The sequence below is a fragment of the Pelagibius sp. genome (assembly GCF_965249265.1).
Taxonomy (GTDB): Bacteria; Pseudomonadota; Alphaproteobacteria; order Kiloniellales; family Kiloniellaceae; genus Pelagibius.
The window spans coordinates 2,475,628-2,491,223 of the sequence record NZ_OZ252224.1; the positions used below are offsets into that span (position 1 = coordinate 2,475,628).

At 61.6% G+C, this 15,596-nt stretch carries 16 protein-coding genes; 3 read left to right on the plus strand and 13 right to left on the minus strand.

Annotated elements, in window-relative coordinates; translation table 11 throughout:
• A complete protein-coding gene (locus tag ACP146_RS11835; RefSeq protein WP_422366963.1) occupies positions 1-1,263 on the minus strand; it encodes a hypothetical protein in 1,263 nt (420 codons plus the stop codon).
• Positions 1,264-1,279: 16 nt separating this feature from the next.
• Positions 1,280-2,302 carry a UDP-glucose 4-epimerase GalE gene (galE, locus tag ACP146_RS11840; protein WP_422366964.1) on the minus strand — a complete coding sequence of 341 codons (1,023 nt, stop codon included), beginning with the start codon at positions 2,300-2,302 and terminating at the stop codon, positions 1,280-1,282.
• Between the two features lie 620 nt (positions 2,303-2,922).
• Between galE and ACP146_RS11845 the strand changes: the two genes are divergently transcribed.
• Both ACP146_RS11845 and ACP146_RS11850 read left to right on the plus strand, forming a co-directional pair.
• On the plus strand, positions 2,923-3,423 hold the full coding sequence (locus tag ACP146_RS11845; protein WP_422366965.1) for a PAS domain-containing protein: 501 nt from the start codon (positions 2,923-2,925) through the stop codon (positions 3,421-3,423).
• 126 nt (positions 3,424-3,549) lie between these two features.
• The gene (locus tag ACP146_RS11850) at positions 3,550-3,915 is read left to right on the plus strand and encodes a PilZ domain-containing protein (RefSeq protein ID WP_422366966.1); all 366 of its coding nucleotides are present in this window, start codon (positions 3,550-3,552) and stop codon (positions 3,913-3,915) included.
• A 94-nt stretch (positions 3,916-4,009) separates the two neighbouring features.
• On the opposite strand, the gene ACP146_RS11855 is transcribed toward ACP146_RS11850, so the two are convergent.
• The 6 genes from ACP146_RS11855 to ACP146_RS11880 form a co-directional block, all read right to left on the minus strand.
• Complete coding sequence (locus ACP146_RS11855; protein WP_422366967.1) at positions 4,010-4,234, minus strand: hypothetical protein; 225 nt, start codon at positions 4,232-4,234, stop codon at positions 4,010-4,012.
• A 212-nt stretch (positions 4,235-4,446) separates the two neighbouring features.
• A complete protein-coding gene (locus ACP146_RS11860) occupies positions 4,447-4,788 on the minus strand; it encodes a DUF6285 domain-containing protein (protein WP_422366968.1) in 342 nt (113 codons plus the stop codon).
• Complete coding sequence (locus ACP146_RS11865; protein ID WP_422366969.1) at positions 4,785-5,837, minus strand: phosphotransferase family protein; 1,053 nt, start codon at positions 5,835-5,837, stop codon at positions 4,785-4,787. The genes ACP146_RS11860 and ACP146_RS11865 overlap by 4 nt, the downstream gene beginning before the upstream one ends.
• Positions 5,838-5,839: 2 nt before the next feature.
• Positions 5,840-7,036: an acyl-CoA dehydrogenase family protein gene (locus ACP146_RS11870; RefSeq protein WP_422366970.1), complete on the minus strand. Its 1,197-nt coding sequence runs from the start codon at positions 7,034-7,036 to the stop codon at positions 5,840-5,842.
• Between the two features lie 21 nt (positions 7,037-7,057).
• On the minus strand, positions 7,058-7,831 hold the full coding sequence (locus tag ACP146_RS11875; RefSeq protein WP_422366971.1) for an SDR family NAD(P)-dependent oxidoreductase: 774 nt from the start codon (positions 7,829-7,831) through the stop codon (positions 7,058-7,060).
• The gene (locus ACP146_RS11880; protein WP_422366972.1) at positions 7,828-9,492 is read right to left on the minus strand and encodes an acyl-CoA synthetase; all 1,665 of its coding nucleotides are present in this window, start codon (positions 9,490-9,492) and stop codon (positions 7,828-7,830) included. The genes ACP146_RS11875 and ACP146_RS11880 overlap by 4 nt, the downstream gene beginning before the upstream one ends.
• A gap of 140 nt (positions 9,493-9,632) precedes the next feature.
• On the opposite strand from ACP146_RS11880, the gene ACP146_RS11885 reads away from it, so the two are divergent.
• Complete coding sequence (locus tag ACP146_RS11885; protein ID WP_422366973.1) at positions 9,633-10,283, plus strand: DsbA family oxidoreductase; 651 nt, start codon at positions 9,633-9,635, stop codon at positions 10,281-10,283.
• A 3-nt stretch (positions 10,284-10,286) separates the two neighbouring features.
• Here the strand turns inward: ACP146_RS11885 and ACP146_RS11890 are convergent, their stop codons facing one another.
• The 5 genes from ACP146_RS11890 to ACP146_RS11910 form a co-directional block, all read right to left on the minus strand.
• Positions 10,287-11,072, minus strand: coding sequence for an ABC transporter ATP-binding protein (locus tag ACP146_RS11890; protein WP_422369645.1), 786 nt, complete (start codon positions 11,070-11,072; stop codon positions 10,287-10,289).
• 5 nt (positions 11,073-11,077) lie between these two features.
• Entirely contained in the window at positions 11,078-11,926 is an 849-nt protein-coding gene (locus ACP146_RS11895; RefSeq protein ID WP_422366974.1) for an ABC transporter ATP-binding protein, read from the minus strand.
• On the minus strand, positions 11,923-12,855 hold the full coding sequence (nikC, locus tag ACP146_RS11900; RefSeq protein ID WP_422366975.1) for a nickel transporter permease: 933 nt from the start codon (positions 12,853-12,855) through the stop codon (positions 11,923-11,925). The genes ACP146_RS11895 and nikC overlap by 4 nt, the downstream gene beginning before the upstream one ends.
• Positions 12,852-13,847, minus strand: a complete 996-nt coding sequence (locus ACP146_RS11905; RefSeq protein WP_422366976.1) for an ABC transporter permease — start codon at positions 13,845-13,847, stop codon at positions 12,852-12,854. Before ACP146_RS11905 ends, nikC begins: the two co-directional genes overlap by 4 nt.
• A 91-nt stretch (positions 13,848-13,938) precedes the next feature.
• The gene (locus ACP146_RS11910) at positions 13,939-15,525 is read right to left on the minus strand and encodes an ABC transporter substrate-binding protein (RefSeq protein WP_422366977.1); all 1,587 of its coding nucleotides are present in this window, start codon (positions 15,523-15,525) and stop codon (positions 13,939-13,941) included.
• Between the last annotated feature and the right edge of the window lie 71 nt (positions 15,526-15,596).

Consider the following 15,596-nt stretch of genomic DNA (forward strand, 5'->3'; position numbering starts at 1 on the left):
CTAATCCCCCGCGCCGTCTTCGGTACGCGCCCTAAGGGCAGTGCTGTGTTGATGAGATGCCCGGCCGGCACCCTTCCTCGCCGCCAGTTCAAGGATCGACTCACAAAGGTCCCGCGTGTCGTAGAGATCGCAGAATTCCTGCGCCGGAAGCGCAAGAATATGACTACGCCGGGCGCTGTGCTCATCCCAGGAGTACCACTTCAGGAATGCGGTCAGATTATCGAGCAGCGGGCCATCGAAATTATACCCCAAGCCCAACTCGCGAACCTTCTCGCCGGTTTGCGTATCCTTCGCGGCCAGAGCGACTGAACCAAAGAATCCGCCTTCATAAACCCGATTGGGTAACAGCCACTTGGAGTTGGTTCCCTCATCCAGGAAATCGAAAGCCCAGGTCAGATGGACTCTCTCGTAAATCGCAGAGAGATCATCCGGGTTTCGATATTCGCCGTCGTAGATCATGTTCGGGTGCTCGGCGATGGCCTCCTGAAAATACTCCATGCCGGTCTCCGTCGGATAGCCGCGCATGTAGATCTCCACCGTTTCCGGCAGGCGCTCGGCCAGGCTGCAGAGGATGTCGAGGCTCTTCGGACAACGCAGAGTCCCGAACCAGCCAATGGTCCATTTGCGGCTTTGGTCGGCAGGCCGGCATTGCCCTGGCGCAAGGTCGGCGGGCCGGCCAACAGCCTCGGCCTGGGCGAAGCTGATCTTGTTCTCCAACAGGAAGATACGCCCACGATAGTTTTGAACCGGCTTGAAGTACTGGGTGACGAAACCCGGCGAGGAGATCACCAAAAGTGCGCAGCGGTCGAGCAGCCGCCGCTCCAACCAGCGAAAGATGCGGTTACGCAGCTTTGAGCCGATGAAAATGCGCTGGACGTCCAAAACCTCGTATACCACCGGCGCGGAGGACCGCGACACACTGCGCGCCAGCAGCGCCAGGGCGCACATGTCGATGTTTCGTGCGTAGAAGAAGGTCACCTCGCGCAGCTTCCGCCGTTGCCGAACGAGCGTTGGGAGCGCCTGCAGCAGCTTCAGTAACCGCCTTCCGTAAGCTCGGTCTTCCGTCGTGCCCAGATGATGGTTCTCCCAAAAGGGCACGAAGTTCTGGTTGAACTTCTCCCGGCGAAAGCTGAAGCCGATCACCTGCAGGCCCAATTCGGAGAAGGCGCGAACGCGCTTGATGACCGTGCTCTCGGCCCAGTCATGGCCAAAGAAAGCAACGGTCCCCGTCAGCTGATCGGGTTCCTTGACGTTTTCCGTCATCGTCGCCTCCTGGGCCTTAGGCGCGGGCACGAAGGGCATCGCTCCCGGGGGGCGTCGCCAGGGACCTTTCCCAGTCGATGGCCGTGTTGATGATCACATCGATGTTGTCGAAGCGGGGTGACCAGGAAAGGGTTTGTCGAAGGGCGCGTGTGTCCGCGACCAAGCTCGGCGGATCGCCGGGCCGTCGCGGGGCGCGTTCCGGATTGAGTGGCCGGCCGGCACAGCGCTCCACCGCTTGCAGCACTTCCTGTACGGAGTAGCCGTGCCCATAGCCGCAGTTCAGCATCAGGCTCCCGCCACCCGACTCGAGATAGTTGAGCGCCGAGAGATGGGCGGCCGCCAGATCCGAAACATGGATGTAGTCGCGCACGCAGGTTCCGTCCGGCGTATCGTAGTCGTCCCCGAAAATAGCGATCGACTTGCGGCTGCCGGCCACGACCTGGCTGGCAATCTTCACCAGGTGTGTCGCAACGGGACCGAGTTGGCCGCTTCTTCCTTGAGGATCGGCACCGGCGACGTTGAAGTATCGTAGCGCGACAAACCGTAGATTGCTCGCTGCCGCGGTGTCGCGCAGCATCCATTCGGTTACCAGTTTGGAAGTGCCGTAAGGGTTGATCGGCTTCGTTTCGGTCGTCTCCGGGATCGGCGACGCAGCCGCGGCACCATAGACCGCCGCGGTGGAGGAGAAGATGAACTGATCGACCCCCTCCTCTACGCAGGCTTCCATAAGGTTCCGGCTGACCGCAACGTTGTTTTGATAGTAGCTGAGCGGCTCACTCACCGATCGCTCCACCAGAATGCTGCCGGCAAAGTGGATAACGGAATCCACATCAAAGTCTCTGAACAGCGTTCGAAGCAGTTCCCGGTCACCGGCATTGCCTTCGATGAAGGGCACATCGGCCGGGATCACGGAGCGGTTGCCCGTCGAAAGGTCATCGAGCACGATCACCCGGCGTCCAGCCTGACGCAGGGCAAGGACGGCATGGCTGCCGATGTAGCCGGCACCACCGGTGATGAGAGTTGCCTTGTCAGATGCCATCGCCGAACCACTCCAAATTGGCGCACACTCCTCGGTCGGCGCCAGCTGTCGCTGGCACCGAAACTCCGCCTCTCCTCCCAAGATTGCCTACTTGGTCGACGTCCGGCTTTGGATCGCGGACTTGCAGTCGGCGCCTGTATGACGGCCCTACTACAGTCTCGGTCCTTCCGGCGGCTTCAATGACATTGCGCGGTTTACCCGTGCGTTTGTTCTTCCAGTTCCAATGGCAGGATCAGTCTTAGTCTTCCGGCAAGCGTGGCGCATGTAGCAAATATCGGGCAGCCGTCGAAGACACGGTGAGCACCGCTTCCGGACCATGCCCGGTATTGAAGATCTGTTCCTGGGGTCGGATGGATTTGGCCGCGGTCGTGCCGGAGGCCGATCAGTTCACCGTAAAGGCGGAGGAGAGAAAGCGGTCGCCCGGACCCGGACGAGACTGTCCGCTTGGCCGATGCCAGCCGGATGCGAACATAACGGCATAGTATGATTGACTTTTAATCTACGCTAAGTTGCAAGCTACGGTTGCGTTCTGGTCGAATTTGTTTAGACTCTGTTTGTTGGGCTGTCGGCGGAGTCCCCGCCGGTGGTCGGGGACCAATCACTCTTGCGAAGCTGGGCGCATGGAATTCAACGATCGCATTCGATCGAAGGTGATTCGCCTTCTGTACGACTATTGGACCGCCCTTCTCCGCGAACGCCCTATTCCGACGCGGGAAGACATTGATCCCCGGCGCCTGCCGGAACCGGTAATCCCGCATCTCGGTCTGTTTGATGTGGAGCACGATCCGCGGCGCTATCGCGTAAGGCTTATGGGAGCCAACATCGTCGCATGGTACGGCTGCGACGTGACCGGTCGCTATCTGGACGAGATCGACCTGGGCCCCGACCCCGGACCGGGATTCGCGATCCTCGATCACGTGGTGCGCTGCCGCACGCCTGCCCATATGATGGGCGAATATACCAAGCAAGACGGCCGGCATATCCGTTACGAGCGATTGGTTTTGCCGCTTTCGAGTGGCGGGCAAGAGGTTGGCATGCTGCTCGGCGCGTCTGACCGCCTCTCGGACCAAGGAACATCGAACCCCAAGGAATCGAACCCGAAAAGAGCCAAAGGAGCCTGATTTTCGCTCGACTCCGCAAGCAGTCGCCATGTCCTAACGAATTGTTAAGATTCGCGCTTCAGGCTTAAACAGTCCCGATCCGTTTACGCGTATCGGGAGAGCAAACTGCAAGGATGAGTCAGGGTCTTGTCTCAAACAGCAGAGTTGGCCGCAACGGCGCCGATGCATGAAAACCGCGAGTGGCCACGCTACACCGCGCAACGGTCTTTCACGCTTTCCGTGAGCCTGGAAGGAAAGATCCTGCCTTGCAGGGTCTCGGACGTCTCCCTCGGCGGTGCCCGCCTGACCTTCGACGATATGCTTCCTGGAGATCCGCGAGAGGGCTACGCTCTGGAACTCAGCCATCCGGATGCGCAAACGGTCGTTTGTGAGACGGTCTGGCAGAGTGACCGTGAAATCGGAGTCCAATTCGACTTTTCAGAAGACTCTCTGGGATTGATCTCGGTCTGCATTCGAAACACGACGGATCTGAGCCAAGCGGGCCAACCCTGATTCGGTACTGGAGCAGCCCGTTGTCACTGCCGGTTCGCCGGCGCCCGCCTCACCGGCTCGATTAAACCCGTATCTTCGGAAAGTTGCGACGCGGCTATTTCGCCGAAAGTGCCCGCCTCACGCTGGCAACCCAATCCGCCGGATCGACGAATCCGCCGCCCGCAACCGTACTGTGCGGCGTATCGTTGGCCGGCTCACTCTGAGCAAGGTTCACCGTCTCCTGCTCCCGTTCGACCAAAACCTTGTTGAGCGGACGAATAGGACGACGAAGATAGGGACTGATGAACATTGCTCGATTTTTCACGCCAGGTTTATCCACAGGGTTATTCCCCGATTTGTCCACAAGATCTGGTGGTTACAGGGAATGCTCGCACCAGATCCGCAGGCTGTCAATTGAACGCCCGGCCAACATCCTGTGGAACTTGGGGGTAACTCAAATAGCCTTTTGGTATCAAAGCTTAAGGCTGGCAGCACTACCTTTGGTTACATGGATTTGGTTAAATTCAGCGGAAAACCTCACCGCTTCGCCATTCACTTGACGAGTAACTCCCGCGCTTCGGCAATGATGACGAGTGCCTGGTAAAGCGCCTCGTCGGCGTCCAGGTCACCGGCGCGCAACGATGTTTGCAAACGCGCCTCAAGTGCATCCAGGTCAAGAGTCGACTCAGTCGGCATGACGCTCCGCAGCTGCGCAAGGCGAAGACGGCCCAGCTCTCCGGCATCGGCAATAGAGGCGCCGGCAAGCTTCAGCGCATTGATAACAAGACGGATGCGATAACGGGCATCGCCGGTCAGCTGCGGCATCACTGACTCTGTGATCTCCTGGCCAGCCAGAGCAAGCAGCCTGGCGACATCCGCTTCGCGGTCGCTCATGACGTCACCCTCCAAGAAGAAGGTGCGGTACAGCGGAGAATCTCGCTCTCCAAGAGCGGTGGATACAGCCGGCCCGTCAACGCCAGTTCCAGAGAGTCCTCGGCGCCCGACTGCGTGCGTTCACCCTGCTGCAGGGCAATGACCGCCCAGCGGATGTGCGCCATGACCTCCCAGTAGGCGACCGCTTGGCGGTCGACGGTTTCCCCACTGCCGTTCTCATAACCGCGATAGAAGGCTTCACGCGAGCCGATGCCGCCGGCTTCCAGTTCCGGGCGTGCATAGCGCCAGCACTTGGCGCAAAACCAGCCGAGATCACTCATCGGATCGCCCCAATCACAGAACTCCCAATCCAGAATGGCGGTCAATCCCTGGCGGTCGACCATGTAGTTTCCGGTTCGGAAGTCCTGATGCACCAGAACAGGGTACCGGCTTGGCGGCGCATGGCTCTCGCACCAGCGCAGGCCCCATTCCAGGGCAAGAGAGCGTACCTCCAAACGATCCAGATAGTCTCGGTAGCGCGCGACGGCGGCCAGGGCCGGCTGTGCTGCTGGAGTTCCCAGAAACCCCAAGTCCGTCCGCGGTGGGCGGATCCCATGAATCTTTGCAAGCTCCGCGCCCAGACGCTCCGCAAGGCGCTCACGCTGGCCGCCAAGGTCGGCCTCCTTCATAAGACGGTGCGGAGCGGCCGTACCCTCGGCGCGCGCCATGACATAGAAGGTTTTGCCCAGAACCCGGGGGTCCTCACAAAGCCACAGCGGTTCGGGCACCGTGACGCCGGCACCGAGGGCAGTCTTTAAAAGCGCAAACTCCTCCGCCCGGCTGCGGCTCACGGCAACGCCGGAGGCGGCATCGGTGCGTAGCACCACTTGCTGATGCCCTGCCCTGGGACCCCCATGGACACGCAGGTCGAGCAGCCAGTTCTCCTGAATTGCACCGCCGGTGAGGGCACCGGCGTCCTCCAGCGTAACCGCTTCGGCGCCGCTAGCCTCGGTGAGGAAAGTCTCCAGCGCGTGCTTGTTTTTGGCGAGGCTGTTGTCGGCGAACTCCACGGTCAATTCCAGGACCAGAAATCTCGGCCCTCCTTCAGGAAAGCCCGCGCGAGCACCATCTTGTGGACTTCCGAAGCGCCGTCCACCAAGCGGGCCTGCCGCGCATAGCGATACATCCATTCCAGCGGCGTATCCTTCGAATATCCGCGTGCGCCCAGCAACTGGATCGCCGTATCGATGACCTTATGCAGGGTCTCGGAAACCTGGATCTTGGCCATGGAGATTTCCTTACGGGCGAAGTCGCCGCTGTCGAGCTTTACCGCCGCGCGCATGGTCAGCAAGCGGCCAACCTCGATCGCCATGGCCGCTTCGCCAAGCAGCCACTGGACTCCTTCATGCTCAGCCAGGGGCTGCCCGAAGCTTTGCCTTTCGGCCACATGGGGGCCGGCGATCTCCATGGCACGCCGGGCCATGCCCAGCCAGCGCATACAGTGGGTCAGGCGGGCAGTTCCCAGGCGGATCTGGGTGACTTTGAGGCCATCACCGACCGCCATCAAACGGTCGTCATCAGGCACCTGAAGGTCTTCCAAAAGCAGCTCGCAATGGCCGCCGTGTTCTTCCGGCCCCATGATGGGGATGCGCCGCCCGACTTTCAGTCCGGGCGTGTAGCGGTGAACCAGGAAGGCGGTCAGGCCCTTGCGTGTATCCTCGGAGGTGCGGGCGATGATGATAAAATGCTCGGCAACGCCGGCGCCGGTGATGAACCATTTGTGGCCGTTTAGCAGCCAGGCATTGCCTTTGCGTTCCGCGCGGCTGCGCATGAGACCGGGGTCGGAGCCGGCACCGGGCGCCGGTTCGGTCATGGCAAAAGAAGAGCGCACCCTGCCCTCGACGATCGGCTGCAGCCAGCGTTCCTTCTGGGCTTCGGTCGCCACCTTTTCCAGAACGATCATGTTGCCGTCGTCCGGCGCGGCGGCGTTGAAGACCACTGGTCCGAAGATCGAGCGCCCCATCTCCTCGTAACAGGCCGCCATGGCGCCAACGGGCAGTTCCAACCCGCCACGGCTTTTCGGCATCTGCGGGGCCCAGAGCCCGGCATCCCGGGCTCTTTCCCTCAGCGGCTCCAGAAGGTCCGGTTTGATGTTCTCATGGGCATCATAGCTCTCCGGATCGCCCTCCAAGGGTATGATCTCGGTCTCGACAAAGGCCCGCAGGCGCTCGCGAAGCGCGTCCACCTCCGGGGTCAGGGAAAAATCCATGGAGCTTCCTCTTGCTGCCGCCTACAGCGCCGCCGACTGAGCGCCGTCGACGACCAGAACCGATCCGCTGATATACCGCGAGGCGTCGGAGGCCAAAAGCAGCAAAGGACCATCCAGATCCTCCGGTTGCCCGAACCGCCTTAGGGGTATCGACTTGCGCAGTTTATCGCCGGCCGGGCCGGCCAGGAAATCCGCGTTGATCTCGGTTTCGATGTAGCCCGGCGCCAGAGCGTTGACCCTGATGCCGTGACGGGCCCATTCGACGGCCAGCGCGCGGGTCAGATTCACGAGGCCGCCCTTGGAGGCACAGTAGGCAGGTATCTGCTGGCTGCCGGCCAAGCCCAAGACCGAGGCGATATTGATAATCGAACCGCCATGACCCAGATGCGCCATGCGGCGGCCAACTTCCTGGGCAACCAGCCAAGCACCCTTTAGATTGGTGTCCATGACACGGTCCCAACCCTCTTCGGTAACCTCGAAAGCCGGCGCGGTTTCAGCGACACCGGCATTGTTGATCAGAATCGAAAGCGGGCCAAGTTCGGTTTCTGCGACCGAAACGCACTCCGTGACAGAGCCCTGATCCGTCACGTCGAGGCAGAGAGGAATGGCACGGCCGTCCCGCGCCTCAATCTGCTTCTCAAGTTCCACCAGGGGCTCGAGGCGTCGCGCTGCTACAGCCACCTTCGCCCCTGCCTTGGCCAGTAGCAGGGCAGCATGGCGGCCGAGGCCGCTGGACGCCCCGGTGACCAGCGCCGCTTTGCCGGTAAGGTCGAAGGCGTTCGATGCCTGGGTCACAGCGCCTGGGCGCGTTCGCGAAGAACGAACTTCTGAATCTTGCCGGTGGAGGTCTTCGGCAGCGGCCCAAAGACGACCGTCCGCGGCACCTTGAAGCCCGCCAGCATCTCACGGCAAAAGGTCACGATCTCCTCGCTTTCCGCTTCCATGCCTTCCCGCAGGGTGACAAAAGCGCAGGGATGCTCGCCCCACTTCTCATCGGGGCGCGCCACCACGGCGGCTTCCAACACTTTCGGGTGTCGATAGAGCGCCTCCTCCACCTCCAGGCTGGAGATGTTCTCGCCGCCGGAGATGATGACATCCTTGGAGCGGTCTTTCACCTCGATATAACCGTCCGGGTGGATCACCGCGAGGTCCCCGGTATGAAACCAACCACCGGCGAAGGCCTGCTCGGTGGCGCTGGGGTTCTTCAGATACCCTTTCATGACGGTGTTGCCCCGCAGCATGATCTCACCCAGGGTCGTTCCGTCCCAAGGCACGGGTGCCATGGTATCCGGCTGCATCACCGTCGCCCCTTCCAGGGTCAGGTAATTGACACCCTGACGCGCCATCTTGGCGGAGCGGCTCCGCATATCCAGTTCCGCCCAATCGTCCTGCCAAGCGCAGACCGTGGCCGGCCCATAACACTCCGTCAGGCCATAGAGGTGGGTGACGCGAAAACCCTGTGCCTCCATTGCTTCGATCACCGCGCTCGGCGGTGCCGCCCCGCCCGTAGCGCATTCCACGGTCTGATCGAAGGTCACCTTGGCACTGTCCGGCGCATTGGCGAGCAGGGTCAAAACGATGGGCGCACCGCACATATGGGTGACCCCCTCATCGCGGATCAGCGGATAGATCACCGCCGGATCGACCTTGCGCAGGCAGACATGGGTCGCACAGGCCGCCGTCACGCCCCAGGTAAAGGTCCAGCCGTCACAGTGAAACATCGGCAGGGTCCAGAGGTAGACCGAGTCGCGCCCCAGTCCGAAAGTGATCATGTTGCCGATCGCATTCAGATAGGCGCCGCGATGGTGATAGACCACGCCTTTCGGGTTGCCCGTGGTACCGGAAGTGTAAAGCAGGGAGATCGACTGCCATTCGTCCGCAGGATCCTGAAAGCTCTCCCCCGGATCGCCTTCGGCCAGCAGCGCCTCATAGTCGAGACCGCCCAGCAGTTCCCCGCCCTCGGCCATCGGATCGTCGATGTCCACCACCAGGGGCGTTCGCTCGCAAAGCGCCAGGGCCTCTTTCACGACCGGCGAAAACTCGCGGTCCGTCAACAGGACCTTTGCCTCGCCGTGGTCGAGGATGAAAGCAATGGTCCGCGCATCCAGACGGGTGTTGAGCGAATTCAGGACACCCCCCATCATCGGCACGCCGTAGTGGGCTTCCAGCATCGGCGGCGTGTTGGCGGCCATGATGGCAATGCAGTCGCCCTGTTCGAACCCGCGCTTTCTCAGTGCCGAGCCCAGCCGTACGGAGCGCTCGCAGAATTCCTTGTAGGTGAATCGCTGATCGCCGTGAATCACGGCCACCTTGTCGGGATAGACCGCGGCCGCCCGGCGCAGAAAAGTGACCGGCGTCAGCGGTGCCGTGTTGGCATTGTTGCGCGCCAGTCCGGTGTCGAAGACCCCGGGCTGCCCGGCCCTGCCGGTTGCCCCATCGGCCGACCCATCAGCCATATGACCTCCCCATGCTCGCCCTTTTGCCCCATCTTTGGCTTTGGCGCTTATCTCCTTTATGGTGGGTGCTTAGCTACCCTCCGGTCAAGCCCCCGGTCAACCGCCAAGGCACCGGAAAGCCCAGCGAAAAGGCAACGTTCATGGTTCAGATTGACATCTTTTCCGACACCATCTGCCCCTGGTGCCTGATCGGCAAACGCCGCCTGGAAGCCGCTCTGGCCATGCGACCCGATCTGGAGGTGCAGATCCGCTGGCGGACCTTTCAGTTGAACCCCAACATGCCGGCAGAGGGCATGGAGCGCAGCGCCTATCTTAACCTGAAGTTCGGCGGCGCCGAGAACGCGAAGATGATCTATGACCGTATCCGCGGCGCCGGCGCCGAAGATGGCATCGACTTCGCCTTTGAGGCTATAGGCCGCACCCCCAACACCTTGAAGTCCCATCGCCTGATCCGCTGGGCTGCCGATAAGGAAGCGCAGACCGAGCTGGTAGAGGCCCTGTTTCAGGCCTACTTCTTCCGCGGCGAGGACATCGGCGACGACTCGGTTCTCCTGGCTGCCGCCAAAACCGCCGGGCTCAATGAGGCCGAGGCTGAAGCCTTCCTGAAAAGCGACGCCTTGTTGGCCGAGGCCAGCGAGGAAGACCGCCAGGCCCGCGCTCTCGGCATCGATGGCGTACCCTGCTTCATCTTCAACGGGCGTCACGCAGTGGCTGGCGCCCAACCGCCCAAGGCCCTGGCCGAGATGCTGGACATCGCCAAGCAGGAAATGGAAGCCCCCGCTGAAGCTTAAGGATCATTCGGAAAGCCCGAAATCCTCGAAGCGGTCGATGGCCGCCCGGTCGTAGCCCAGGCTGGCCGTCATCAACTGGCGCGTATAGGGATGGTTTGGCTGATGACTCTTGAGCAGGCCGACATCCATCGCCTCGACCACCGCACCGTGGTTCATGACGGCCAATTCATCGCACATATGGGCGACCACGGAGAGGTCGTGGCTCACCAGGATGTAGGTCAGGCCGCGCTCCGCCTTTAGCCGCTGCAGCAGGTTCAGGACCTCCGCCTGGACCGAAACGTCCAGAGCGGAAGTCGGTTCATCGAGCAGCAGAATGCGGGGTTCCAGAATCAGCGCGCGGCCGATGGCAACCCGCTGACGCTGGCCGCCGGAAAGCTGATGCGGATAGCGGAAGCGGAACTGCGGCCCCAACCCAACTTCCTCCAGGACCTGTTCGATACGCCGGTCGGGATCGCTGAGACCGTGGATCGCCAGCGGCTCCATGAGGATGCGGTCGACCGTATGGCGGGGATGCAGCGAACCATAAGGGTCCTGGAAAACCATCTGGACCAGCTTGTAGAAGGCCTTGTCCCGGCGCGGTGTCAGCGCCTTGCCGGCAACCGTCAGTGCACCGCGCCAGTCCGGATTGAGGCCGCTGAGCGCCCGCAACACGGTGGACTTGCCGGAGCCGGATTCACCGACCAGACCGAAGGTAGTGCCCTCCGTCACCGAAAAGGAAACGTCGCGCACGGCATGAACACGGTCAGCTCCCTTGCCGAAGATCACGTTCAGATCGCTGGCGGTAATCATAGCCGTCACAGGCCGTGCTCCAGCCATTCCGGATCGCGCCGCAGCACCGGCAGGTTACTGCCGTCCCCGTCGATCTTCGGCAGGCAATTCAACAGTCCCCGCGTATAGGGGTGCTGGGCGGCGGAGAGGTTTTTGGCATCGCAGATCTCCATCACCCGTCCGTCATACATGATCACGACCCGATCGCAGAAGGAGGCGACGAGGCTGAGGTCGTGACTGATGAAAATCAGCCCCATGCCGCGCTGGGACACGAGGTCATCGAGGATCGCCAGCACCTGCAACTGCACCGTCACGTCCAGCGCCGAGGTCGGTTCGTCGGCGATCAGCAGGTCCGGATCGGGAATCAGCATCATGGCGATCATGATGCGCTGGCCCATACCGCCGGAGACCTCATGCGGAAAGGCGCGGTAGACCCGCTCCGGATCGCGGATGCGCACGGCGCGCAGCATGTCCAGAGCGCGGCGCTTGGCCTCGTCCTGCGGCACGTTCTGGTGGACCCTGTAGGCTTCCGCAATCTGTTCGCCCACGCGCATGACCGGGTTCAGGGAAAATTTCGGGTCCTGCATCACCATGGAAATACGCTGGCCGCGGATCTCCCGCATCTGCGACTCGCTGAGGTTCTGCAGTTCGATGCCATCGAATTCCAGGCGCCTGGCGCTCACCTGGCCGGGAGCCGAGACGAGACGCAGGATCGAGCGCCCGGTCATGGACTTGCCGGAGCCGGACTCGCCGACGATGCCGAGCTTCTCCCGCCCCAGGGAAAAGCTGATCCCGCGCACGGCCTGGACCAGCCCTTTGCGGGTTGGAAAGTCGACTTTCAGGTCCTCGACCGTCAGCAGCGGTGTGTCGCTCATCCCTGCCCCCCGGTCTTGGGGTCAAGCACGTCCCGCAGGCCGTCGCCCAGGAGGTTGAAACCCAGGCTGACGATGAAGATCGCCACACCCGGCACCGTCGCCACCCACCAGTAGGTCGGCAGCACCTTGCGGCCGCTGGAGATCATTGCCCCCCACTCCGGCAAGGGCGGCTGAGCGCCGAGACCGAGAAAACCGAGGCCGGCGGCAATCAGAATGATCCCCGCCATGTCCAGGGTCACCCGAACGATCAGGGAAGAGGTGCAGAGCGGCACGATATGCGACCAGATGATCCGCATACGCCCTGCCCCCTGCAGCCGCACGGCGGAGATGAAGTCGGAGTTGCGGATGGTGATCGTTTCGGCCCGGGCGATGCGCGCATAGGGCGGCCAGGAAGTAACGGCAATGGCGATAATGGCATTCTCGATACCGGGGCCGAGGGCGGCCACCAGCGCCAGGGCCAGCACCAGCTTGGGAAAGGCCAGGAAGATATCGGTCATGCGCATCAGCACGGTGTCGGTCCAGCCGCCGAGATAGCCGGCAGTGGTACCGACGGCCAAGCCGATGGGGGCCGCGATGATCGCGACCAGAACGACGATATAGAGCGTCAGGCGGGAGCCGTGGACGATACGCGAGAAGATATCGCGGCCCAACTCGTCGGTCCCGAACCAGTGCTGTGCCGAGAAGAACTGCAAACGGTCCGCCAGCACCTGGGCATTGGGGTCGTAGGGGGCGATCACCGGCGCGAAAATCGCCAGGATGATCAGCAGGAGGACGATGCCGAGACCCAGCATCGCCAGATGATTGGATCTGAAGGCCAGCCAGCCGACATAAGCCCGGCCCACCCGCGCCTGGCCACGCGACGCGGGCGAGGAGCTAAGCAGCCAGGCCCGCAGGCCGATCGTTTCCGGGCTTTGCGTTTCGCTGCTCATCGTGCCCGCGGGTCCAATAGCTTATAGAGCAAGTCTGACAGAAGATTGATCCCGATAAAGACGGCGCCGACCACCATGGTGGCGCCAAGCACGGCGTTCATATCCGCGTTCAACAGCGACTGTGTCAGATAGAAACCAAGGCCCGGCCAGGCGAAGACGATCTCGGTCAGAACCGATCCTTCCAGAAGATTGGCGTAGCTGAGGGCGATCACGGTCACCAGAGGCACCCAGACATTGCCAAGGGCGTGCACCCAGATCACCCGCCATTCCTTCACACCCTTTACTCTGGCGGTTGTGATGTATTCCTGGCTGAGCTGCTCCAGCATGAAAGAGCGGGTCATGCGGCTGATGTAAGCAAGACTGAAGTACCCAAGAATAACCGACGGCAGGACGAGGTGGCTGGCCGCGTTCCAGAAAATGTCCCATTCCCCGGCCATGGCTGAATCAATCAGCAGGACGCCGGTCACCGGATCGACCATATCGTCGTATATGAAGTTGAGGCGCCCCGGGCCGGGGACGAGGTCCAATGTGGCGTAGAAGAGTAAAAGGCCCATCAGGCCGAGCCAGAAAACCGGGATGGAATAACCCAGCAGACCGACGACACGGATCACCTGATCTGGCCAACGTCCCTGGTTGACCGCGGCGAGAACCCCCATGGGAACGCCCAACAGAACACCGAACAAGGTCGCGACCGTGGCCAGTTCCAGGGTTGCCGGAAAGACCCGTTTGATGTCCTCCAAGACCGGATTGGCCGTCAGCACCGATTCGCCGAGATCGCCCTGCAGGACGTCCCAGACATAGATGGCGAACTGTTCGTAAAGCGGCAGGTCGAGGCCGAGTTCGATCCGCACCCGCTCCACAACGTGTTCCGGCGCGCGATCGCCGACGATAGCCAAAACCGGATCGATGGGGACCACGCGGCCAATGATGAAGGTCACAAAAAGCAGGCCGAGGAACGTCAGAGCGACGGTCACGACCAGATTGAGCGTCACCCGTAATGGACGAGGCAGGGAAAGGCCGCCGAAGCCCTTCCCTGCCCTGTCTTCTCTATCGACTCCTAAAGTCACCTAGATCGGAACCCGTCTAGTCCTTGGTGACTTCGTGATACTTGTTGTCATCAAAGGCCGGGCCGATGATGAAGCCCTTGGTGTCCGCCCGCGTCGCGGCCACTTCGGTCTGCTGGAACATGATGACGAAGGGCGAGGTCACCTGGTGCGCCTTCTGAATCTCCAGGTACAACTCCGCCCGCTTGGCCGGGTCGCGCTCCAGGATCGCGGCATCGGCCATCTTGGTCATCTCCGGGATATCCCAGGAATTGCGCCAGGCCAACGGCTTGGACTTGGCATCGTCCGAATTGTCCGGATTGCGCGCGAAGGTATCGGCGTTGGTATGGGGATCCTGATAGTCGGGGCCCCAACGGCCGATGTAGATGTCGTGGTTGCGCGCCCGATACTTGGTCAGAGTCTGCTTGCCGTCGCCGGGAATGATTTCCAGGTTCACCCCTGCCTGCCCGAAAGTGGCCTGAATGGATTGCGCCATCTCCAGGATCGGCGAGACGTTGCGGGTATCCATGGTGATTGTGAAGCCATCGGGATAGCCAGCCTCGGCAAGCAATTCCTTGGCCTTGGCAATGTCCAGGGTGAAGGGCGTCGACTCCAAGGCGCCGAGGAAACCGCGCGGCAGGAAGGCCTGATGCACCTTCATGAGGTCGCGCACCACGGTGCCTTCCATCCCCTTGTAGTCGACCAGATACTTCAGCGCCTGACGCACTTTAGGATTGGCGAGAGCCTCGTTTTTCTGGCTCAGACCCAGATAGTAGATCGCGCCCTTGACGCCTTCTTGCACGGCGAGATCAGGATTGCTGCGGACGGTCACCAGTTGGTCAGGACCCAGGTTGCGGGCAACGTCGATATCGCCCTTCTCGAGAAGCAATTGCTGGGTCGCCGGTTCGACGATGTGGCGTGTGATGACCCGCTTCATGGCCGGGGCGCCGCCCCAATAGTCGTCATTGCGGTCGAGGGTCAAAGACTCGTTCGGCTTCCACTGCCGCAGCTTGAAGGGGCCGACGCCAGCATAGTTCGTACGCAGCCATTTATGGCCGAGGTCGCCGTCTTCTTCATGTTCCATCACCGTCTTCTTGTCGACGATGGAACTGATGGTCGCCGTCAGGCAGTAGAGCACGAAGGTCGGCGCGTAGGCTTGGTCGGTTTCGATGACCAGGGTCATGTCATCGACGGCGCGGATCTTCTCCGCCACATTGTCCGCCGTGAAGCCGAATTGGGTGAGAATGAAAGCCGGCGGCTTATCGAGAATGATCGCCCGCTGCAGCGAGAAGGCAGCGTCTTCCGCGGTCATCGGGTTGCCGGAGGCAAACTTCACGCCCTCGCGCATTTTGAAGGTGTAGGTCTTGCCGTCGTTGGAGATGGTCCACGATTCGGCGGCGACGCCGTAAATCTCCGACACGTTCTCGTGGTTGTAGCCGATCAGGCGGTCATAGGTGTTTCCGGCGTACTCCGCAGCCGTGAACTCAAAGATCTCAGCCGGGTCCAGCGAAATAATATCGTCGATCTGAAAGGCGATGACGAGGGTGTCCCGCGGCGTCTTGGCCAGCGTAGGTGCCGCCGTCACGGCCAAAATGGCTGCCACGACACAGGCGAATAGCTTTCTCACGTTACGTCTCCCTGAAGATTGCCCCTTGGGATTATGCCCTTGGAATAAAATAGATTTTTGCGGGCGACGCC